This window comes from Pseudomonas sp. HLG18 (genome assembly GCF_051903985.1).
Lineage (GTDB): Bacteria > Pseudomonadota > Gammaproteobacteria > Pseudomonadales > Pseudomonadaceae > Aquipseudomonas > Aquipseudomonas fluorescens_BT.
In genome coordinates, this window is the sequence record NZ_CP195831.1 from 29,860 (window position 1) to 50,280 (window position 20,421).

Sequence of the window (20,421 nt, forward strand, 5' to 3'; positions counted from 1 at the left end):
CCTTAGGAGCACAGCATGACCAACAAAATCATCCTTGCACTCGAAGCAGAGCAGATGACCAAAGAAATCCCTGCCTTTGCCCCAGGCGACACCATTGTCGTTCAGGTGAAAGTGAAGGAAGGCGATCGTTCCCGTCTGCAAGCGTTCGAAGGCGTTGTAATCGCCAAGCGTAACCGCGGCGTGAACAGTGCGTTCACCGTTCGTAAAATCTCCAACGGTGTTGGCGTAGAACGTACTTTCCAGACCTACTCCCCGCAGATCGACAGCATGGCTGTCAAACGTCGCGGTGACGTACGTAAAGCCAAGCTGTACTACCTGCGCGACCTGTCGGGTAAAGCAGCTCGCATCAAGGAAAAACTGGCTTAAGTCCAGCTTCCGATGCAGAAAAAAGCAGCCTACGGGCTGCTTTTTTGTTGTCCGCCATTTATCCACTGCACGATTGCTTCAGGCCGTACCCATGACATCTCGCGAGCAAGAAATCGAACGCCGTACCGAACTCTCGGTGACCCGCGTGACCAAGGCTGTTTTCCCGCCGACGACCAACCACCACAACACCCTGTTCGGCGGCACTGCGCTGGCCTGGATGGACGAAGTGTCCTTCATCACTGCCACACGGTTTTGCCGTTTGCCGCTGGTGACGGTGTCGACCGATCGCATCGACTTCAATCACGCGATTGCTGCTGGTTCCATCGTCGAACTGGTCGGTCGAGTGATTAAAGTCGGTAATACCAGCCTCAAGGTCGAGGTGGAGGTCTTCGTTGAAAGCATGAGCTGCGATGGTCGCGAAAAGGCGATTCACGGGCAGTTCAGCTTCGTCGCGATTGATGACGACAAGCGCCCGGTGCCGGTGTTGCCAGGTTTTGCCGCCTGACGGTTTCGTGAGTGGGCGGGCTATGAAAGACTGTCCGCCTCCCTGTCTTGCCTGAGCTTTTATGTCCGCCATCGACCACCCGCTGATTGACCAGTTTCTCGACGCCCTATGGTTGGAAAAAGGTCTTTCCGACAATACTCGCGACGCCTATCGTAGTGATCTCGCATTGTTCAACGGCTGGCTGCAGGAGAAAAATCTCGAGCTGATCAACGCCGGTCGTGAGTTGATCCTCGATCACCTGGCCTGGCGTTTGGAACAAAACTACAAACCCCGTTCCACCGCGCGATTCCTCTCCGGTGTGCGTGGCTTTTATCGCTACCTGTTGCGGGAAAAACTGATTTCGGTCGATCCGACCTTGCGCGTGGATATGCCGCAACTCGGTCGGCCATTGCCCAAATCCCTTTCGGAAGCCGACGTCGAAGCGTTGCTCAAGGCTCCAGACCTGAGTGAAGCCATCGGCCAGCGTGACCGCGCCATGCTCGAAGTCCTTTATGCCTGCGGCCTGCGCGTGACCGAGCTGATCAGCCTGACCCTGGAACAGGTCAACCTGCGTCAGGGCGTGTTGCGGGTAATGGGCAAGGGCAGCAAGGAACGGCTGGTGCCGATGGGCGAGGAAGCGATTGTCTGGGTTGAGCGTTACCTGCGCGATGGTCGCGGCGAGCTGCTCGGCGGGCGCCCCAGCGATGTGTTGTTTCCCAGCCAGCGCGGCGAACAGATGACTCGCCAGACCTTCTGGCACCGCATCAAGCATCAGGCCAAGGTCGCCGGGATCGGCAAGTCGCTGTCGCCGCATACTCTGCGTCACGCGTTTGCCACACACCTGCTCAACCATGGCGCCGACTTGCGGGTGGTGCAGATGTTGCTGGGTCACAGCGACCTGTCGACCACACAGATCTACACTCACGTCGCCCGGGCGCGATTGCAGGATCTGCATGCCAAACATCACCCGCGAGGCTGAGCGCATTCTGTCTTGCGACAGGCGCATTCGGTCACGCGAGCCTTATGTGGTAGGCTTTGCCGGTTTGCACGATGGACGGTTATGACCCGGTGTTCCGGCACGGGCGTTCTGATCGTTCCATTTGTCCGCCTTCAGGAGTTCTCATGCGTCTGACCCAGATTTTCGCCGCCGCAGCCATTGCGTTGGTCAGCACCTTTGCCGTCGCCGATGATGCGGCTGACAAAGCCATCCGCCAGAGCCTGGAAAACCTCCAGCTCGACGTTCCGGTGGACACCATCACCGCCAGCCCGCTGCCGGGCCTTTACGAAGTCAAGCTCAAGGGCAGCCGTGTGCTCTACGCCAGCGCCGATGGCCAGTACATCGTTCAGGGCAACATGTTCCAGCTCAAGGACGGCAAACCGGTCAACCTGACCGAGAAAACCGAACGACTGGGCATTTCCAAACTGATCAACGGGATTCCGGTCGCCGAGACCGTCGTCTATCCGGCCGTGGGTGAAACCAAGTCGCACATCACCGTATTCACCGACACCACGTGCCCGTATTGCCACAAGTTGCACGCCGAAGTGCCGGAGCTGAACAAGCGCGGCATCGAAGTGCGTTACGTGGCGTTCCCGCGTCAGGGGCTGGGCTCGCCGGGTGACGAACAGCTGCAAGCCGTGTGGTGCTCGAAAGACAAGAAAGCCGCCATGGACAAAATGGTCGATGGCAAGGAAATCAAGGCCGCCAAGTGCGATAACCCGGTTTCCAGGCAGTTCGCCCTCGGTCAGTCGATTGGCGTGAACGGCACGCCGGCCATCGTTTTGGCTGACGGACAAGTCATTCCGGGCTACCAGCCTGCGCCACAAGTCGCCAAACTGGCGCTGGGCGCGAAGTAATTCGCATCGTCACGCGCAGGCGTGACGAGCGTGGCCCGGCGGCAACATGGCCGGGCCATCAATAGAGAGCCGCGATTGCGCGGTTGTTTTCACGGCCGGCCTCGCGTCGGCCGTTTTATGGGGAGTTCACAGTGAAACCGGTCAAAGTAGGCATCTGTGGGTTAGGGACCGTCGGTGGCGGTACCTTCAACGTACTTCAGCGCAACGCCGAGGAAATTGCTCGTCGTGCCGGGCGTGGAATCGAAGTGGCACAAATTGCCATGCGCACGCCAAAGCCTCAGTTCCAGACGACCGGTATTGCGATTACCAACGATGTCTTCGAAGTGGCCACGAACCCTGAGATCGACATCGTCATAGAGCTGATGGGCGGCTACACCGTTGCCCGCGAGCTGGTACTCAAGGCCATCGAGAATGGCAAGCATGTGGTCACCGCGAACAAGGCTCTGATTGCCGTTCACGGTAATGAAATTTTCGCCAAGGCCCGCGAGAAAGGCGTGATCGTGGCATTCGAAGCGGCGGTAGCCGGCGGCATTCCGGTGATCAAGGCGATCCGTGAAGGCCTGTCTGCCAACCGTATCAACTGGGTCGCCGGCATCATCAACGGCACCGGCAACTTCATCCTCACCGAAATGCGCGAGAAGGGTCGCACCTTCGAGGACGTGCTGGCCGAGGCGCAAGCGCTGGGCTACGCCGAAGCCGATCCGACCTTCGATGTCGAAGGCATCGACGCCGCGCACAAGCTGACAATCCTGGCGTCCATCGCATTCGGTGTCCCGCTGCAGTTCGACAAGGCCTACACCGAAGGCATCACCAAGCTGACTACCGCCGACGTGAACTATGCCGAAGCGCTGGGTTACCGCATCAAGCACCTGGGCGTGGCACGCAGCACGGCGGCCGGCATCGAGTTGCGCGTACACCCGACGCTGATCCCTGCCGATCGTCTGATCGCCAACGTCAACGGCGTGATGAACGCGGTGATGGTCAACGGTGACGCTGCCGGTTCGACCCTGTTCTACGGCGCTGGCGCCGGCATGGAGCCGACCGCTTCGTCGGTGATCGCCGATCTGGTGGACGTGGTTCGCGCCATGACCAGCGATCCGGAAAACCGCGTGCCGCACCTGGCCTTCCAGCCGGACTCGCTGTCGGCCCATCCGATTCTGCCGATCGAAGCCTGCGAAAGCGCCTACTACCTGCGCATTCAGGCCAAGGACCACCCGGGCGTACTCGCTCAGGTGGCGAGCATCCTCTCGGAGCGCGGCATCAACATCGAGTCGATCATGCAGAAGGAAGTCGAGGAACACGACGGCCTGGTGCCGATGATCCTGCTGACCCACCGCGTGCTGGAACAGCACATCAACGATGCGATCGCCGCCCTCGAAGCGCTGGCGGGTGTGGTCGGTCCGGTTGTGCGGATCCGCGTCGAGCACTTGAACTAAGCCGATCTCCTTCACCGGCCCCGCCAGCGGGGCCGGTGTCGTGAACACTGTCCATTGGAGTCAGTCATGCGTTACATCAGCACCCGCGGCCAGGCACCGGCCCTGAATTTCGAAGACGTCCTGCTGGCCGGTCTCGCCACCGACGGCGGTCTGTACGTCCCGGAAAACCTGCCACGTTTCACCCAGGAAGAAATCGCTTCCTGGGCCGGCCTGCCGTATCACGAGCTGGCTTTTCGCGTCATGCGCCCGTTCGTCACCGGCAGCATTCCTGACGCCGATTTCAAAAAGATTCTTGAAGAGACCTACGGTGTGTTTTCGCACAACGCCGTTGCGCCGCTGCGTCAGCTGAACGGCAACGAATGGGTGCTGGAGCTGTTCCACGGCCCGACCCTGGCGTTCAAGGACTTTGCCCTGCAACTGCTCGGCCGTCTGCTCGACTACGTGCTGGAAAAGCGCGGCGAGCGCGTGGTGATCGTCGGTGCCACCTCCGGTGATACCGGTTCGGCCGCCATCGAAGGCTGCAAGCACTGCGAAAACGTCGACATCTTCATCCTGCACCCGCACAACCGTGTGTCCGAAGTGCAGCGTCGGCAGATGACCACCATTGTCGGTGAGAACATCCACAACATTGCCATTGAAGGCAACTTCGACGACTGCCAGGAAATGGTCAAGGCCAGCTTCGCCGACCAGAGCTTCCTCAAGGGCACCCGTCTGGTTGCAGTGAACTCGATCAACTGGGCGCGGATCATGGCGCAGATCGTTTACTACTTCCACGCAGCCCTGCAATTGGGTGGCCCGGCGCGTTCGGTGTCGTTCTCTGTGCCGACCGGCAACTTCGGCGATATCTTCGCCGGCTACCTGGCGCGCAACATGGGCCTGCCGATCAATCAACTGATTGTCGCCACCAACCGCAACGACATCCTGCATCGCTTCATGAGCGGCAACCAGTACGTCAAGGAAACCCTGCACGCCACGCTGTCGCCATCGATGGACATCATGGTCTCGTCCAACTTCGAACGCCTGCTGTTCGACCTGCACGGTCGCAACGGTGCGGCGATTGCCGGTCTGATGGATTCGTTCAAACAGGGCGGCGGTTTCAGCGTCGAACAGGAACGCTGGACCGAAGCACGCAAGCTGTTCGATTCGCTGGCCGTCGACGATGCGCAAACCTGCGAAACCATCGCCGAAGTCTACGAGCAGACCGGTGAGGTGCTGGATCCACACACCGCCATCGGCGTGAAAGCCGCCCGCGAATGCCGCCGCAGCCTGGACATCCCGATGGTGATTCTGGGCACGGCGCATCCGGTCAAGTTCCCGGACGCAGTGGAGAAAGCCGGTGTAGGAAAAGCTCTCGAACTACCTGCACATCTTTCTGATTTGTTTGAGAGAGAAGAGCGCTGCACTGTGTTGCCGAACGAGCTCAAAGCCGTGCAGGCCTTTGTCAGCCAGCATGGCAACCGCGGCAAGCCTCTTTAAGCTCGCAAAGCTGTCACATTTTGAAGCCCGTCTCCTGACGGGCTTTCTTGTTTTTGCATGCCACACTGCGCGCGTTTCGCCCACGAAGGACGGGCGAGTCGATGACGAAGGATGTGGCAATGCGGTTTTTTTCAGGATTGAAACCAGCCCTGTGCTGGTTGTTTTTATTGGGGGGCTTCGGGTTGTCGCAATGGACCGAAGCAGCCCATCTGGCGAAGCATGCCGATGCGGTGGAGACGGTTCAGCTCATCGAGCTGGATGAGCGTGAGCGTCAGTGGATTCGGGATAACCCCCGGGTGACCGTCGCGTCGGTGCAATACCCGTTGTATCTGTTTCAGGACGAACATGGCCAGTGGAGCGGTTTGAACAACGATGTGCTCAAACACATCAGCGCCATGACCGGACTGCAGTTCGTCCATCAGGAGTCGTTTTCCACCGATCACATGCTGGAACGGCTCCAGAGTGGCGAGGCCGACATCAGTACGACGCTGGCAATGAACGAAGAACGCAAGGCGTTTCTGGATTTCAGTCACGCGTTCGGCGGTGCCGGCTGGGTGTTCGTCGGTCATTCGGGCGAACCGGCGATACAGTCGCTCGAAGCGCTTGCCAGGCGGGTGCTGGTGTTGCCAGCCCGCCATGCGCTGGAGGACAGCATTCGACGCGACTACCCTTTGATCCAGATCCGTTCGGTCAAGACCTATGCCGAGGCGCGGGCGCTGGTCGAGAGTGGCGAGGCCTACGCCACCATCGAGAACGAGATCGGCGCTCAGCTGTTTCCCTCCGGCCTGCTCAGGGTCGGGGGGCTCGTGGAGGGCAAGTGGGAGGCCGATCATCTGGCGGTACGCAAAGGGCTGCCTGAGCTGGTGAGCATCCTCAATAAGGCATTGGGCGCTTTCTCCGCGGCAGAGCTGCGTGCCATGCGCCTGAAATGGCTGGACGGCGTTTCTCCTGCGCCGGCACCTTCGATCGGCTCGCTCCTGATCAAGTGGGGGTGCTGGGCGATGGGCGGGCTCGGCTTGTTCGGACTATTGCCCTTGCTGTGGAACCGCCGGCTGGCGGCTGAAATAAAACAGCGACGCGCGGTCGAGCAGGATCTGGGTGATCAACTGGCCTTTCAACATGCATTGATCGATGCGATGCCTGACCCCGTGTTCGTTCGTGATCTGCAGGGCCGGTTGATCATGTGCAACCGTAGTTATGAAGATGCGCTGTCGGTCCGGCAGGAGCAGGTGAAGGGCCGGATGTTGTTCGAGTTCGATGCGCTTCCACAGGCCACGGCATTGATGCTGCACGACGAATTCATGGCGCAGCTGGGCACCCGTAAAACGCGCTTCAGCAAGCGGCAGCTGTTGTTCAAGGGCGGGCCTCGTCAGATCTATCAGTGGACGGTGCCGTTTTACAGCGCCGATGGAAAGTTGCGTGGCCTGCTCGGAGGCTGGACGGACATCACCCAGCGGCGGAAAGAGAGCGGGTGTCGATGTCTGCATTGAAGATGGGAAAAGTCCTATAAGCCGCGATTCCTTTTCTGATGGGAGGCTTAGGACGACTGCCCTAGAGTGACAGGCCACTGCGGCGTGAATCCGCGATTGTCGCTCCAGAGGTCGTCCCATGCGCTCGCTCAAGATCCTGATTCTAGAACCCAATCCGTTCCAGCTGATGGCGTTGCACCAGATGCTCAACGCCATCGGTATCTACGATGTGTTGACGGCGCCGTCGCTGGGTTCGGCAAAGCGCTCATTGGAGCGTCGCGGGGCCGTCGACATCACCCTGTGCAATCCACAATTGCAGAGCGGTGACGGGTTAGCGCTGATCCGGTATCTGGCCGACCGGCAGGACGCGCGGGCGATGATTCTGCTGGGCGCCGTGGCACCCAGTCTGCTGGAGGATCTGAAAACCTTGCTGGGCGAGCAGCGGATCACCTTGCTTGGCTGCCTGTACACCCCGGTCTCGGCGGTATTGATGAGGTCACTGCTGGACACTTACATGGCGCTTCCCCGGCACTCCGTCGACGCCTGAGCCCCTGGTTATTTTTCTGTCATCTTCAACCTGCATGCTCCGATAGGCCGGTGACGCTCCGGGAGAGGCCGGCGGCTGGCAGAACTTTCCTCTCGGGGCGGTGGTCATTTACTGTGAATACGCCCCAGACACTGTGTTTTCGGACTATTGAGTGGAGATCGAGATGGAAAGTATCAGTCTATTGCTCGGTGAGGCTCTGAGCCCGTATCAGGTGACGTTGACCCCTCGGGGGCGCCACGGCGAATGCCTGGTGACCTTGAAGAACGGCAGCGGCGCGATCGTGGTGGAGCGAGAATTCAATCAGGCGCAATTGAACGACAAACGCCAACTCACGGATGTGGTTGATGGCTTGCACCGTGACATCCTGATTGCCGAAGGCCGGCTGGAACCCTGTGTCATCGCCGCGTTGCGAAACGCAGCCCGCGACAAGCACCCGACCCTCTGAAACTGATTTATATTTTGTGGGAACCTTCCTGCACCCAGATCAGTCAGAACCCGTAACAGCAGGAGCAAGCATTGTGCTCCGGTGCTTGTCGCTTGCTGCTACGGGTCTTTGATACAGACCACGTTTAACCCCGAGTCGTCTCCCCACTTCTCGGGGTTTCTTTTTGCCCGGATTTCACTGCGCGGCTTGTTGCTGGAAGAAAATCCGCGCCTGTTCCAGATAGTCCTGACGCCTCTCGGGGTCAAGCCAGTCGGCGTAGAGCCGGTCAAGATGCTCGTGGGGCAGGGAGCGCAACAGTTGATTGATCTCAGTGATCGCCTGTCGACCCGCCGTAGTGTCGGTACAGCCGACATGGCCGGACAGGTACTTGTCCGTGCCGCGAATCGGAAAAAACAGCAACTCGTCCTCGGCTATCTCGGCCTGCCGCGCCTGATAACGGATTTCCGGCCAGTAACCCAGGACCACCTGTAAACGCCCCAGGCGCTGCATCGACAACAGGCTGCTGAGTGCGTCGTTACCGTAATGGGGTGTCAACGCGCCATTCGGCGCCTGACGCAGCAATGCGTCGATGTACTCGCCATAGCTGCGCTCGGCTACCACGCCGACTTTTCGCTCGCCGTTGGCCAGAAATGCCGACAGGTCGACTTCATCGTCGACCAGAAACGGCTCCAGCACTTCGCGATCTCTCTGACGCACCACCAGCCCATTGCTGACCGCGCGAAACGCGGGAATGGAGAAGGCGATCCACTGTGCCCGTTCCTTGTTCCAGACCAGCGACGGATCGCAGGCGAAGGGATGTTCATGCAGCATTTGAATGCCACGGGCGCGATTGACTCGCATCAAGGTGTGTTCGTATTGCGGCATGCCGGCAATCAGCATCGGCATCAATTGATCGATAACGCCCAAACCCTTTTTCGGGCCTTCGAAGATCGTCAGCGGCGGCAGGTCGCGCAGCAGCCAGATCAACGTCGGTTTGGCCTGCGCCCACGCCGGCAGTAGCAGCAGGAACAGCAGGCCGAACAACCGCCAGGTCCACCAATGGTGGGCGCGGTTCGAGGCCAAGGGCATCAGGCGCTTCAGCTCAGATGGCTCCGTCTTCGCGCAGCCGGGCGATCTGCTTCTCGTCGTAGCCAAGATCGTGGAGTACCTGCGCATTGTGTTCACCGAGCTGCGGTCCGACCCATTCGGACGTGCCGGGTGTTTCAGAGAGTTTCGGCACGATGCCGGGCATCTTGAAGGGTTTGCCGTCCGGCAGTTTGGCGTGCAGGAACATTTCCCGGGCCAGGTACTGCGGATCGTTGAACATGTCTTCGGCGCTGAAGATCCGGCTGGCCGGCACTTCGGCCTGGTTCAGCAGGTCCAGCACGGTTTGCAGCGGCAGCGAATTGACCCAGCGGTCGATCACGCCGTACAGCTCGTCGCGGCGGGTGTCGCGCCCGTCATTGCTAGCCAGCGCCGGGTCATTGGCCAGATCCTCACGGCCGATGATCAACATGAAACGCTTGAAGATCGCATCGCCGTTGGCGCCGATCTGCACATGTTTGCCGTCGGCGCTGGTGTGGATCGAGGAGGGCGTGATGCCCGGCATGATGTTGCCGGTGCGCTCGCGAATGAAGCCGAACACATCGAACTCCGGCACCATGCTTTCCATCATGGCGAAGATCGCTTCGTACAGTGCCACATCGACCACCTGGCCGAGGCCGCCGTTGACCTCGCGATGACGCAAAGCCATCAATGCGCCGATCACACCCCACAAAGCCGCAATCGAATCGCCGATGGAAATTCCGGTGCGCACCGGTGGCCGGTCCTCGAAACCAGTGATATAGCGCAGGCCGCCCATGGATTCGCCGACCGCGCCGAACCCAGGCTGATCCTTCATCGGTCCGGTCTGGCCGAACCCGGACAGGCGCACCATCACCAGTTTCGGATTCAGCGCATGCAGGGTTTCCCAACTCAGGCCGAGTTTTTCCAGCACGCCGGGGCGGAAGTTCTCGATCAGGATGTCGGCTTCACCCAGCAGTTTTTTCAGGATCGCCAGACCGTCGGGGTGTTTGAGGTTCAGCGTCAGGGACTTTTTGTTGCGCGCCTGGACGAACCACCACAACGAAGTGCCTTCATAGAGCTTGCGCCACTTGCGCAGCGGATCGCCGCCGTCCGGCGATTCGATCTTGATCACTTCGGCACCGAACTCGCCGCAAATGCGCGAGGCAAACGGCCCGGCAATCAAAGTACCCAATTCAATGACTTTCAGACCGCTGAGCGGTTTGTTGGCGAACGGCATGCGAGATCCTGTAGGACAAGGCTGAGCGGATACAGCGTTTTAACATAGCCGGCTGTCAGTCGCGTAAGGTTGATCGCCATCAATTCGTGGATTGCCTACAGCATCGGTTAGACTTGCCGACTTTCCTCGTATCAAGAAGCCCGTTCATGGCCCAGCCGTCCACTACCTACAAATTCGAACTGAACCTCACCGATCTCGACCGCAGCGTCTACGAGAACGTGAAGCAGACCATCGCCCGTCACCCTTCGGAAACCGAAGAGCGCATGACCGTACGCCTGTTGGCCTACGCGCTCTGGTACAACGAGCAACTGTCGTTCGGTCGTGGTCTGTCGGACGTGGACGAACCTGCGTTGTGGGAAAAGAGCCTGGACGACCGTGTCCTGCACTGGATCGAAGTCGGACAGCCTGACGCTGATCGTCTGACCTGGTGCTCCCGTCGCACCGAACGCACCAGCCTGCTGGCCTACGGCAGCCTGCGCGTCTGGGAAGGCAAGGTGATCCCGGCGATCAAAAACCTGAAGAACGTCAACATCGCCGCTGTTCCGCAGGAAGTGCTGGAAACCCTGGCCAAGGACATGCCCCGCGTCATCAAGTGGGACGTGATGATCAGCGAAGGCACGATCTTCGTCACCGACGACCGTGGCCAGCACGAAGTCCAGCTCACCTGGCTGCAAGGCGAGCGCGGTTAAGTCCGCGTTACTCCCGAAAAATCCCACGTATTCAAGAGAAGTTCCTGTCACCCCATGCGTATCGATCCTCGCCCGTTGCCTGCCACTCTGCCGTTTCTCGGTGACCTGCCACCGCTGCTGACCCGCCTGTACGCGGCGCGAGGCGTGCAGTCCGAGGCAGAGCTGGATAAGAGCCTGGCGCGGTTGATTCCGTTCCAGCAGCTCAAAGGGATCGATGCGGCGGTGGACCTGCTGGTGACGGCGCTGGAGCAGCGTCAGCGGATCCTGATTGTCGGTGACTTCGACGCCGATGGCGCGACGGCCAGCACCGTCGGCGTGCTCGGCTTGCGCCTGTTGGGCGCAGCGCACGTCGATTATCTGGTGCCTAACCGCTTCGAATACGGCTACGGTCTGACCCCGGAAATTGTCGAAGTCGCGATGACCCGCGAGCCGCAACTGTTGATCACCGTCGACAACGGTATTTCCAGCGTCGAAGGCGTTGCTGCAGCGAAACGTCACGGTTTGAAGGTCTTGATTACCGACCACCACTTGCCCGGCGATGAATTGCCGCAAGCCGATGCACTGGTCAATCCGAACCAGCCTGGTTGCGAGTTCCCGAGCAAGGCGCTGGCCGGTGTCGGGGTGATTTTCTATGTGTTGATGGCCTTGCGCGCACGCCTGCGCAGCCTCGGCTGGTACGAGAGCAAGCCTCAACCGAACATCGGCGAACTGCTGGATCTGGTGGCGCTGGGCAGCGTTGCCGACGTGGTGCCGCTGGATGCCAACAACCGGATTCTGGTGCACCAGGGCCTGGAGCGGATTCGCGCCGGACGTGCGCGGCCGGGGATCAAGGCGATCCTTGAAGTGGCCAAGCGCGAGGCTTCGCGGATTACTTCAACGGATCTCGGCTTTATCGTCGGCCCGCGGCTGAACGCGGCAGGGCGTCTGGATGACATGAGCCTCGGGATCGAGTGCCTGCTGACCCACGACGCTGCGCTGGCCCGGGAAATGGCCGCGCAACTGGACGGCATGAACCAGGATCGCAAATCCATCGAACAGGGCATGCAGCGTGAGGCGCTGGCCCAGCTCAAGGACTTGCCGGTCGAGTCGATGCCGTTTGGTCTTTGCCTGTTCGACCCGGAATGGCACCAGGGCGTGATCGGTATTCTGGCGTCGCGGATGAAGGAGCGGTATTTCCGCCCGACCATCGCCTTCGCCGATGCCGGCGACGGTTTGCTCAAGGGCTCGGGGCGTTCGGTGCAGGGCTTTCATATTCGCGATGCATTGAGCGTGGTGGCAGCGCAGCATCCGGACCTGATCAGCAAGTACGGCGGCCACGCGATGGCGGCCGGTCTGACCTTGCCGCAGGAGCATTTTCCGTTGTTTGCCGAGGCTTTCGATGCCGAAGTGCGCAGGCAGCTTCGCGAAGAAGACCTGACCGGGCGCCTGCTATCGGACGGCACGCTGGCAGTCGAGGAATTTCATCTGGAACTGGCTCGCGCCCTGCGTCATGCCGGGCCGTGGGGCCAGCATTTTCCGGAGCCACTGTTTCACGGCGTGTTCCAGTTGGTCGAGCAGCGCGTAGTGGGTGAGCGGCACCTGAAAGTGGTGCTGAAAACCGAATGTGGTTCGGTGAAGCTTGATGGCATCGCCTTCGGGATTGATCGCGATATCTGGCCGAACCCGACGATCAAATGGGTCGAACTGGCCTACAAACTCGATCTCAACGAGTTTCGCGGCAATGAAACCGTGCAACTGATGATTGCCCACATCGAACCGCGCTGATCCCTTCGCGAGCAAGCGGACTTACACACACAGAATCACTCTGAACCCTCCCTCATCCCCGGATGTCGACTAGGCTCTAAGCACTGCTTGATTGGCCTTGTGACGTCTTGTCGAATTTTTTGCCCGCGGGGGCGGGTGCTGTACCTTTTTCCTGTCACTCGTCGACTTTTCAAACAGAACCCTGGAGCCTGCCCACTGATTTGAGAGGTGCCCCATGAGTCTGCTGCTTGAACCCTTTACCCTTCGCCAACTGACCTTGCCCAACCGCATCGCCGTGTCGCCCATGTGCCAGTACTCCAGCGTCGATGGCCTGGCCAACGACTGGCATCTGGTGCACCTCGGCAGCCGTGCAGTAGGGGGCGCAGGTCTGGTCTTTACCGAAGCCACGGCGATCACGGCCGACGGGCGGATCACCGCCGAAGACCTGGGCCTGTGGAACGACGAACAGATCGCACCGCTGCAACGCATCACCCGTTTCATCAACGCACAGGGCGCAGTGGCCGGCATTCAACTGGCCCACGCCGGGCGCAAGGCCAGCACCCACCGGCCGTGGATCGGCAAACATGGCAGCGTCAAACCGGAGGACGGTGGCTGGACGCCGGTCGGGCCGTCGCCGATTGCCTTTGACCCGCAACACACGCAACCGAAACAACTGGATGAGGGGCAGATCGCTCAGGTCATTCAGGACTTCGTGGCAGCGGCCAAACGAGCGCTGACTGCCGGTTTCAGTGTGGTCGAGGTGCATGCGGCGCACGGTTATCTGCTGCATCAGTTTCTTTCGCCGCTGAGTAATCAGCGTCGTGATCAGTACGGCGGCTCGTTTGAAAACCGCATTCGTCTCGTGCTGCAAGTGACCGAGGCGGTGCGCGCCGTGTGGCCTGAGGAACTGCCGGTGTTTGTGCGTTTGTCGGCTACCGATTGGGTCGAGGACGGCTGGAATCCGGATGAAACCGTGGAGCTGGCGCGACGCCTGAAAGCCTTGGGGGCTGATTTGATCGACGTGTCTTCGGGCGGTACGGCGGTCAACGCGGAAATCCCCGTGGGGCCGGGTTATCAAACGCGTTTTGCCGAGCGGGTGCGCAAAGAATCAGGTATCGCCACCGGCACCGTGGGAATGATTACCGAGCCGGCTCAGGCCGAGCACATCCTGAGAACCTGCCAGGCCGATATCATCTTCCTCGCCCGTGAGCTGCTGCGTGATCCGTATTGGCCATTGCATGCCGACGATGACCTGGGCGGACGTAAAGCGGTGTGGCCGGCGCAGTATCAACGTGCGACCCATCGGGATCAGCCGATTCACGAGTCTGATCTGCGGGATTGATTCCGACCGGTCGCAACGCCTATAAAACCCGCCATTGAAACGGCGGGTTTTTTCTTGCCTGCTGTCCGGAAATTGCAAAGGAATGAGCCGCAATGTTGATCGAACGAGCGCTGACTGAATCGGATTTGCCGCTGCTGGCGCTGATCGACCGCAGTGAGTTGGTTGAGGAGTGCTATCGCGTGGAAAACGGTGAGCTGGTTCTGTATCCGGCACGCTTCGACATGCGCGGATGGCCCGAAGGGGAAGCTGAGGAAAATGCGCGGGTATTGGAAAAATGCTGGCGCAGCGGCGGGTGGCTACACGGACTTTTCGATGGTGAGACACTGGTGGCGGCAGTGGTTGTGGATAACCGGGTTATTCACAATCAGGGCCTTATGATGCGGCAGTTGAAGTTCCTGCACATCAGCCGCGCCTGGCGCGGGCAGGGATTGGGCGGGCGATTGTTTGCACTGGCTTGCGCGCATGGCCGAGAGGTCGGCGCCGAGGCGTTGTACGTCTCGGCGACCGAGTCGCGCAATACCGTGGAGTTCTATCAGCGCCAGGGCTGCCGGTTGGTTGATCACCCGGATCCTGAGTTGTTTGATCAAGAGCCCAAAGACATTCATCTGTATTGCCCACTGACCTGACGCAGTGCCTTCAATCCGATGTTGAATATTCTGACGCTTTCGCGAGCAAGCCCGCTCCCACCCTGGCTCCGTGTCGGTCACACACTGTGTGATCGAACCAGATCCAATGTGGGAGCGGGCTTGCTCGCGAAGAGGCCCGGGCAGGCGCCTCAAAACATCAAGGGTACTTGCGCTTGTCCGGCGCAGGCGGGAAATACTGGTACAACCAGGTCTCGCTCAGCGTGCGGTCGTTGGTGCGGATGAACAGACGCAGTTCAACCGGCTCGACGCTGTCATTGGTCGGGTACCAGTCGAACAGGATCCGGTAACCCTTGATGTCATCCAGCACCAGCACGCTGAAATCCTGCACCTTGCCGTTGGAGCAGGTGACCACCGGCTCGATCCCGGTGCCCTGCGGCAGGCGATCCAGACCGCCACCGGTGAAGTCCACAGCGAAACGACGGGCCCAGACCGGCGGATAGTGCTCACCCGGTGCCCAGCCTTCGACGAATCCACCCATGCCGGAACGGGTGGCATGCACTCGCGCCAGGGGCGTGCCGACCGGCGGCAAGGCGCTCCAATAGAGCTTGTAGCCGTAGTTCAGCGAGTCACCGGCAGCCACCGGTTTTTTCGGCGTCCAGAACGCAACGATGTTGTCGAGGGTTTCGCCGGTTGTAGGAATTTCCAGCAGATCGATGGAGCCTTCGCCCCACGCGGTTGTAGGTTCTACCCACAGGCTTGGGCGCTTGCTGTACCAGTCGACGGTGTCCTGGTAGTTGGCGAATTCGTGGTCGGTCTGCACCAGACCGAAGCCTTTCGGATCGGTGTCGGCGAAAGCGTTGAATTGCAGGGTTGCCGGGTTGTTCAGCGGACGGCAGATCCACTCGCCGTTGCCGCGCCACATGGCCAGGCGATCCGAGTCATGGATCTGCGGGTGGATGGTGTCGCACATCCGGCGCTCGTGGGTGCCGCAGCTGAACATGCTGGTCATCGGCGCGATGCCCAGTTGTTCGATGGCGGTACGGGCGTTGACGTGGGCGTCGACTTCCATCACCACGCGTTCGGCCTGGCAATCGATGTCGAAGCGATAGGCGCCGGTCGCGCTCGGCGAGTCGAGCAGGGCGTAGACCACGAAGCGGGTCGCGTTCTGGTCCGGGGTCTCGAACCAGAATTTGGTGAAGTCAGGGAATTCTTCGCGCTTCTTGGCGTAGGTGTCGATGGCCAGACCACGGGCGGAGAGGCCATATTGGCCAGTGGCATCCACCGCACGGAAATAGCTGGCGCCGAGGAAGGACACCACGTCATGGCGATCCAACTCCGGCGCCTTGAACAGTTTGAAGCCGGAAAAACCCAGGTCGCCCTTGAGCTGCTGGGTGTCGACCGAAGTGTTTTCATAGTTGAACAGTTGAGGGCGGAAGTGCACCTCGCGGGCTGTGCGAGTCTTGGGATCGACGCTGTACATGCGCACCGGTTGGCGAAAACCCATGCCGACGTGGAAGAATTGCACATCGAGCTGACCCTTGTTCTCTTTCCACAACGAATGCTCGCCGTCGTAGCGGATCGCATTGAAATTTTGCGGGGTCATGGTCGCCAGGGTCGGCGGTAGCACCTGTTTGGTGTCCTGATAGGCGTTGCCGGCCAGTTGCTTGGCCTGGCGCTTCAGCGCCTCGAAGTCGAAGGCCTGGGCTTCACCGTCGGCGGCACCGCCAGAGGCGGCCCAGGCGCGGGAGGCCAGCAGGCCCGTGGCCGAAAGACCGGTATAGGCCGCAATGGCCATGGACGCTTTGAGCAAATTCCTGCGGTGCATAAATACAACCTGTCTTGGACAATCCCGCGCCGTTCCTGGCACGTACTGGATCAGAAATTACGGTTCGGACAAGCCTTCGGCCAAACGCTACGGACTAGTAACAGATGCCCGCTAGCTTAATCGGTTCGCCGATTTTGCAAAAATCATTGATAGCACGGCGACAGCGTCTCAATGAAACAAGACGTTACGGTTACTTATCCCACAGCCTTTTCTGATTTACAGGGCATAACTGCTTTTTTCGACTAATTACTCTAAAAACAGCTTTTCAGCGCCGATTTAATTTCTATTCTATGGGTATCGCCGGTCACGACCCATCCGACCGGCAGGGCTCAAATCGCTGCTTAAAGGAGCAGGGCGATGCGGTTTTCGAAAATTTCTGACGTACTGGAAAAGGACATCGTCCATGACAAAAGGACAAGGCATCACCGAAATGTTGGGCATCTTTCCCTGCCTCACCAACGTCCGGCGAAGACGCCGGCTCAGTCCTGACGAACTGAAACTGGTGGAGCGTTACCGCGAGTTGTCGGAAAGCGACCGGATTGCGATGCGGTATCTGGTGGATGCGATGAGGAGTGTTTCGCGGTTCTAGGGAGGTGAACAGCCAGCCGTACTTGCTACGGCTGGTTTACCAATTTTCTGGTTGTTCTGCGCGCTGGTGCAGAATTCTCAAGACCTGGATCTGGCCATCCTCCAGGCGATATGGCGCAATGAACGGATAACGGGTCAGCACCAGTTCACGTATATCCGGTACGACTGAAGGCCGGCCTGAACCCGGAAATTGCTTCAATTGATCAAACGCTCCAAGAATGGAGTTCACGACACCAAACGCTGGATTGGCACCCAAGATGCCTTGGTAATACTCAAAAATTGTTTCGAGATCGTTTTCAGCTCGTTCAGTCAGTACTACGTTCGGCACGTTTTGCCCACTTAGCCTTCACGGCATCCAGATCGGTAAGATTTCCAGCATCGGCATCAGCAATCCCCTCGCTGATGGCTTGCAGATGCCAAGACTCCGCTTCCACATATCTAACCAACGCACGCTTGAGATGGTACTGGCGGTCTCGGTCAGTGGCCGCGGCCAATTGATCCAATTGTTGAGCGAGCAATTCTTCGACGCGGAAGGATAAAACGGGCGAGGCCATGGAAGATCTCCTGCGTGTGTATACGCTGTAAACGACGTAGACACCCTAGGCCGCAATAACATCGGCGTCAACCAGTCAGAGTGCGAGGTTGAGGAAAACTCTAGTGGACTTGAACGAGGCTGGAAGACGGGATGTGTTGCTAAATGCTTGGTTGATGCCCCGGCGACCTAATCGCCGCTGGGGCAAATCCACTGGCTTTCAGAGTCAGCCGCAAGAGCGAGGCGCTGGATACGGCTGCTGTACTTGCACCAATTCAGGCACATCGCGCCATTTCACCCAAGCCTGTTGTTGCCAGTGGAGCAGCGGCACGGTGACGCCCGCCCAATGCATCGAGCTCAGGCTCGGACAGTTTTCCGCTATTGCTGAGCTGGTTTCCCGCAGGATGGGAATGACTTCATTACTCAGCCATTGGCGCATGTTGCGGTTTTCCGGGATGAAATGGTGAACCAGCAGCGCATACATGCCGGATTCACTGACCATCGGCGTCTCGACAACTTTGCCGTACTTGCGCAGCCGGACGGTGCGGCGTTGGTCAGGGTCGAGTTTGAGCGTGACGCGTAGGTTCAAGGGATGGCCCATCATGCGGCCGAGATCCTGTGCGCAGAACCAGGCTTGATGATCGAGCAGGAGGGCGTGGAGGAAGCGGTTGTGGCGGGTGAAGACGGTGGGAGTGAAATATTCAGTCTTCGGATTGTGAGTAGGTGCTGGCATGAGATGACTTCCGTTTCGAGTAGGAAAGTCGCCACCAACTCTTCGAAAAGTTGGGTGGCGAACCGAGTGGCGTTCGAAGTCGGGTTACTTCCCTGTCGAAACGGAAAAGGCGGAAGGCCCGCGCCACACGGCCCGCCATAACGCAGAACTGAAGTTGCAAAGCAGCCGCAGTTCAATGGGGGGCACGCAAGCACCGTTTTGACAGATTTCCGGCTTCGACCCCGGGCCGCTGATTGGGCAGCGACGGGGTAAAGCCTATCGGTCAGGCGCTAGCGGCGCCAAGTCTACTCTGCCGACGCCACTCGTAGGAAAGGGGACTGAATACTGAGGGTTCGTTCCGTAGGAAACGAGCAACTGACGCTGAAAGAAATCAGCCCCGAAATATTGATAAGTCCGGGGCTGTTTTTCTTAGCGACTCACCTTCCAGGCATCCCCAGCCGGCGCCTTCCCATGGTCATACGGCTTGCCAATCCACATATAAACCAGCCCCAGCCCAATCACGATCGCCGTGCTCAGCACCATCGCGTAGTTGATGTACCACGCGGCATCCGGCGTGCGTGGCCAGGCCATGTTGATGATTGCGCCCACGCCATACACCAGCGCGCCGATGTTCACCGGCCAGCCCCAGGCGCCGAGGGTGAATTTGCCGCTGGGTTTCCAGCCTTTGCTGCGGGCGTACAGGGCGGCGAGAACGATCATCTGGAATGCGAGGTAGATGCCGATGGCGGCGAAGCTGACGATGGTCGCTACGGCGTCTTGCAGGAAGAAGCCGAGGGCGATGATCAGGCCGGGCAGGACGCCGGACACGAACAGCGCGGCAACTGGAACCTGGGTCGTAGGAGAAATCTTTTTCAGCAGTCGGCTGCCGATCACCATTTCATCGCGGGCGTAGGAATACAGCAGACGACTCGCCGCCGCTTGCAGGCTGATGACGCAGGAGATGAAGGAAATCATTACCACGCCCATCACCACTTTCGAACCGATCGGACCGAAGGCGTTGTTGAGGATGGTGGTGACCGGGTCCTTGTCGGTGCCGTTGATCACCGCCTGCATGTCCGGCACAGCGAGGATCAGCGCGAGGCAAGCGAACATCGCCGCGATGCCGCCGATGTAGATGGTCATGCGCATGGCCACCGGGATTTTTGCGCTCGGGTTCGGGGTTTCTTCGGCCACGTCGCCGCAGGCTTCGAAGCCGTAGTAGAGGAACATCCCGGCCAACGAGGCGGTGAGGAACGCCGGCAGGTAGGAGCCGTCGACGCTGATGTCGAAAGTGTTGAACAGCACACTGATCGGCTGGTGACGCTCGAAAGTCAGCAGGTACAAGCCGACGATTACCGCGCCCACCAGTTCGCAGAGAAAGCCGAACATGGCGATCCGCGCCAGCATTTTGGTGCCGCTGAGGTTCACCAGTGTGGCGAACAGCGTCAGCACCAGGGCGATGACGATATTGGTGTTGTTACTCGGCTCAAAACCCAACATGGCCGCGAGGTACGGGCCGGCGCCGACCGCCACGGCGGCGATGGTCACGCACAGGGCGATGGAGTAGATCCAGCCGACCATCCATGCCCATTTCTTGCCCACCAAGCGACGTGCCCAAGGATAAACGCCACCGGAAATCGGGAACTGCGACACCACTTCGCCGAAGATCAGGCACACCAGCAATTGCCCGCAGCCGACCAGCAAATAGGCCCAGAACATCGGTGGACCGCCGGCGGCCAGGCACAGGCCGAACAGGGTATAAACCCCTACGACCGGTGACAGATACGTGAAGCCCAACGCGAAGTTTTCCCACAGGCTCATGCTGCGGTTGAAGTTGGAGGTGTAGCCCAGTCGTCGCAGTTGTTCGGCATCGCTGTCGGCAACGACGGCAGAGAGATCGGGTGATGCACTCATTGTGTGTTTGCTCCGTGAAATCGGCAGATTTCGGATGGCCGAAACCGTGGCGGGGCCGTAAAGGCGCCGCCCGGATCGGTAGTTATTGTTTTGAATGCCTGGTATTGCGGATGACCGGTTTCTGCCTTGAA

General features: G+C 59.6%; 21 protein-coding genes. 14 read left to right on the top strand and 7 right to left on the bottom strand.

The window, feature by feature from the left end; genetic code table 11:
• Positions 1-15 precede the first annotated feature (15 nt).
• The 9 genes from rplS (at position 16) to ACSPX5_RS00180 (ending at position 8,077) form a co-directional block, all read left to right on the top strand.
• On the top strand, positions 16-366 hold the full coding sequence (rplS, locus tag ACSPX5_RS00140) for a 50S ribosomal protein L19 (protein WP_009047143.1): 351 nt from the start codon (positions 16-18) through the stop codon (positions 364-366).
• A gap of 91 nt (positions 367-457) precedes the next feature.
• A complete protein-coding gene (locus ACSPX5_RS00145) occupies positions 458-871 on the top strand; it encodes an acyl-CoA thioesterase (RefSeq protein ID WP_169429001.1) in 414 nt (137 codons plus the stop codon).
• A 61-nt stretch (positions 872-932) separates the two neighbouring features.
• Entirely contained in the window at positions 933-1,829 is an 897-nt protein-coding gene (gene xerD, locus ACSPX5_RS00150) for a site-specific tyrosine recombinase XerD (protein WP_169429002.1), read from the top strand.
• A 143-nt stretch (positions 1,830-1,972) separates the two neighbouring features.
• Entirely contained in the window at positions 1,973-2,704 is a 732-nt protein-coding gene (gene dsbC / locus ACSPX5_RS00155; RefSeq protein WP_169429003.1) for a bifunctional protein-disulfide isomerase/oxidoreductase DsbC, read from the top strand.
• A 131-nt stretch (positions 2,705-2,835) separates the two neighbouring features.
• On the top strand, positions 2,836-4,140 hold the full coding sequence (locus tag ACSPX5_RS00160) for a homoserine dehydrogenase (RefSeq protein WP_011332618.1): 1,305 nt from the start codon (positions 2,836-2,838) through the stop codon (positions 4,138-4,140).
• 66 nt (positions 4,141-4,206) lie between these two features.
• A complete protein-coding gene (gene thrC / locus ACSPX5_RS00165) occupies positions 4,207-5,616 on the top strand; it encodes a threonine synthase (protein WP_169429004.1) in 1,410 nt (469 codons plus the stop codon).
• Positions 5,617-5,735: 119 nt separating this feature from the next.
• Entirely contained in the window at positions 5,736-7,106 is a 1,371-nt protein-coding gene (locus tag ACSPX5_RS00170) for a transporter substrate-binding domain-containing protein (protein ID WP_439822058.1), read from the top strand.
• A 118-nt stretch (positions 7,107-7,224) separates the two neighbouring features.
• On the top strand, positions 7,225-7,632 hold the full coding sequence (locus tag ACSPX5_RS00175) for a response regulator (RefSeq protein ID WP_439820744.1): 408 nt from the start codon (positions 7,225-7,227) through the stop codon (positions 7,630-7,632).
• A gap of 163 nt (positions 7,633-7,795) precedes the next feature.
• Complete coding sequence (locus tag ACSPX5_RS00180; RefSeq protein ID WP_169429006.1) at positions 7,796-8,077, top strand: DUF3509 domain-containing protein; 282 nt, start codon at positions 7,796-7,798, stop codon at positions 8,075-8,077.
• Positions 8,078-8,251: 174 nt separating this feature from the next.
• On the opposite strand, the gene ACSPX5_RS00185 is transcribed toward ACSPX5_RS00180, so the two are convergent.
• Both ACSPX5_RS00185 and ACSPX5_RS00190 read right to left on the bottom strand, forming a co-directional pair.
• Positions 8,252-9,145 (bottom strand): TIGR02285 family protein, encoded by an 894-nt coding sequence (locus ACSPX5_RS00185; protein ID WP_439820745.1) that lies wholly within the window; start codon positions 9,143-9,145, stop codon positions 8,252-8,254.
• Positions 9,146-9,158: 13 nt separating this feature from the next.
• Positions 9,159-10,358, bottom strand: coding sequence for a CaiB/BaiF CoA transferase family protein (locus ACSPX5_RS00190; protein ID WP_085688875.1), 1,200 nt, complete (start codon positions 10,356-10,358; stop codon positions 9,159-9,161).
• 146 nt (positions 10,359-10,504) lie between these two features.
• Here ACSPX5_RS00190 and ACSPX5_RS00195 point away from each other — a divergent pair, with 146 nt between their 5' ends.
• From ACSPX5_RS00195 to ACSPX5_RS00210, 4 genes are all read left to right on the top strand, one after another.
• Positions 10,505-11,047, top strand: a complete 543-nt coding sequence (locus ACSPX5_RS00195; protein WP_011332624.1) for a YaeQ family protein — start codon at positions 10,505-10,507, stop codon at positions 11,045-11,047.
• 54 nt (positions 11,048-11,101) lie between these two features.
• On the top strand, positions 11,102-12,811 hold the full coding sequence (recJ, locus tag ACSPX5_RS00200; protein ID WP_207866811.1) for a single-stranded-DNA-specific exonuclease RecJ: 1,710 nt from the start codon (positions 11,102-11,104) through the stop codon (positions 12,809-12,811).
• A 214-nt stretch (positions 12,812-13,025) separates the two neighbouring features.
• Positions 13,026-14,132: an NADH:flavin oxidoreductase/NADH oxidase gene (locus ACSPX5_RS00205; protein ID WP_169429010.1), complete on the top strand. Its 1,107-nt coding sequence runs from the start codon at positions 13,026-13,028 to the stop codon at positions 14,130-14,132.
• Positions 14,133-14,224: 92 nt separating this feature from the next.
• Positions 14,225-14,758 (top strand): GNAT family N-acetyltransferase, encoded by a 534-nt coding sequence (locus ACSPX5_RS00210; protein WP_439820746.1) that lies wholly within the window; start codon positions 14,225-14,227, stop codon positions 14,756-14,758.
• 157 nt (positions 14,759-14,915) lie between these two features.
• Here ACSPX5_RS00210 and ACSPX5_RS00215 read toward each other — a convergent pair whose 3' ends face one another.
• Entirely contained in the window at positions 14,916-16,544 is a 1,629-nt protein-coding gene (locus tag ACSPX5_RS00215; RefSeq protein WP_439820747.1) for a glucan biosynthesis protein D, read from the bottom strand.
• A 403-nt stretch (positions 16,545-16,947) separates the two neighbouring features.
• On the opposite strand from ACSPX5_RS00215, the gene ACSPX5_RS00220 reads away from it, so the two are divergent.
• The gene (locus ACSPX5_RS00220) at positions 16,948-17,133 is read left to right on the top strand and encodes a hypothetical protein (RefSeq protein ID WP_007954656.1); all 186 of its coding nucleotides are present in this window, start codon (positions 16,948-16,950) and stop codon (positions 17,131-17,133) included.
• A gap of 36 nt (positions 17,134-17,169) precedes the next feature.
• Here ACSPX5_RS00220 and ACSPX5_RS00225 read toward each other — a convergent pair whose 3' ends face one another.
• From ACSPX5_RS00225 to ACSPX5_RS00240, 4 genes are all read right to left on the bottom strand, one after another.
• Complete coding sequence (locus ACSPX5_RS00225; RefSeq protein WP_074691233.1) at positions 17,170-17,460, bottom strand: type II toxin-antitoxin system RelE/ParE family toxin; 291 nt, start codon at positions 17,458-17,460, stop codon at positions 17,170-17,172.
• On the bottom strand, positions 17,438-17,686 hold the full coding sequence (locus ACSPX5_RS00230) for a CopG family ribbon-helix-helix protein (RefSeq protein WP_039769579.1): 249 nt from the start codon (positions 17,684-17,686) through the stop codon (positions 17,438-17,440). Before ACSPX5_RS00230 ends, ACSPX5_RS00225 begins: the two co-directional genes overlap by 23 nt.
• 204 nt (positions 17,687-17,890) lie before the next feature.
• Entirely contained in the window at positions 17,891-18,397 is a 507-nt protein-coding gene (locus ACSPX5_RS00235) for a BRO-N domain-containing protein (protein WP_439820748.1), read from the bottom strand.
• A 408-nt stretch (positions 18,398-18,805) separates the two neighbouring features.
• A complete protein-coding gene (locus tag ACSPX5_RS00240; protein ID WP_323159959.1) occupies positions 18,806-20,290 on the bottom strand; it encodes an APC family permease in 1,485 nt (494 codons plus the stop codon).
• Positions 20,291-20,421 lie beyond the last annotated feature (131 nt).

Coding starts and splice junctions, on each gene's coding strand:
- rplS (WP_009047143.1), top strand. CDS start 16: ATGACCAACAAAATCATCCTTGCACTCGAAGCAGAGCAGATGACCAAA.
- ACSPX5_RS00145 (WP_169429001.1), top strand. CDS start 458: ATGACATCTCGCGAGCAAGAAATCGAACGCCGTACCGAACTCTCGGTG.
- xerD (WP_169429002.1), top strand. CDS start 933: ATGTCCGCCATCGACCACCCGCTGATTGACCAGTTTCTCGACGCCCTA.
- dsbC (WP_169429003.1), top strand. CDS start 1,973: ATGCGTCTGACCCAGATTTTCGCCGCCGCAGCCATTGCGTTGGTCAGC.
- thrC (WP_169429004.1), top strand. CDS start 4,207: ATGCGTTACATCAGCACCCGCGGCCAGGCACCGGCCCTGAATTTCGAA.
- ACSPX5_RS00170 (WP_439822058.1), top strand. CDS start 5,736: ATGCGGTTTTTTTCAGGATTGAAACCAGCCCTGTGCTGGTTGTTTTTA.
- ACSPX5_RS00175 (WP_439820744.1), top strand. CDS start 7,225: ATGCGCTCGCTCAAGATCCTGATTCTAGAACCCAATCCGTTCCAGCTG.
- ACSPX5_RS00180 (WP_169429006.1), top strand. CDS start 7,796: ATGGAAAGTATCAGTCTATTGCTCGGTGAGGCTCTGAGCCCGTATCAG.
- ACSPX5_RS00185 (WP_439820745.1), bottom strand. CDS start 9,145: ATGCCCTTGGCCTCGAACCGCGCCCACCATTGGTGGACCTGGCGGTTG.
- ACSPX5_RS00190 (WP_085688875.1), bottom strand. CDS start 10,358: ATGCCGTTCGCCAACAAACCGCTCAGCGGTCTGAAAGTCATTGAATTG.
- ACSPX5_RS00195 (WP_011332624.1), top strand. CDS start 10,505: ATGGCCCAGCCGTCCACTACCTACAAATTCGAACTGAACCTCACCGAT.
- recJ (WP_207866811.1), top strand. CDS start 11,102: ATGCGTATCGATCCTCGCCCGTTGCCTGCCACTCTGCCGTTTCTCGGT.
- ACSPX5_RS00205 (WP_169429010.1), top strand. CDS start 13,026: ATGAGTCTGCTGCTTGAACCCTTTACCCTTCGCCAACTGACCTTGCCC.
- ACSPX5_RS00210 (WP_439820746.1), top strand. CDS start 14,225: ATGTTGATCGAACGAGCGCTGACTGAATCGGATTTGCCGCTGCTGGCG.
- ACSPX5_RS00215 (WP_439820747.1), bottom strand. CDS start 16,544: ATGCACCGCAGGAATTTGCTCAAAGCGTCCATGGCCATTGCGGCCTAT.
- ACSPX5_RS00220 (WP_007954656.1), top strand. CDS start 16,948: ATGACAAAAGGACAAGGCATCACCGAAATGTTGGGCATCTTTCCCTGC.
- ACSPX5_RS00230 (WP_039769579.1), bottom strand. CDS start 17,686: ATGGCCTCGCCCGTTTTATCCTTCCGCGTCGAAGAATTGCTCGCTCAA.
- ACSPX5_RS00235 (WP_439820748.1), bottom strand. CDS start 18,397: ATGCCAGCACCTACTCACAATCCGAAGACTGAATATTTCACTCCCACC.
- ACSPX5_RS00240 (WP_323159959.1), bottom strand. CDS start 20,290: ATGAGTGCATCACCCGATCTCTCTGCCGTCGTTGCCGACAGCGATGCC.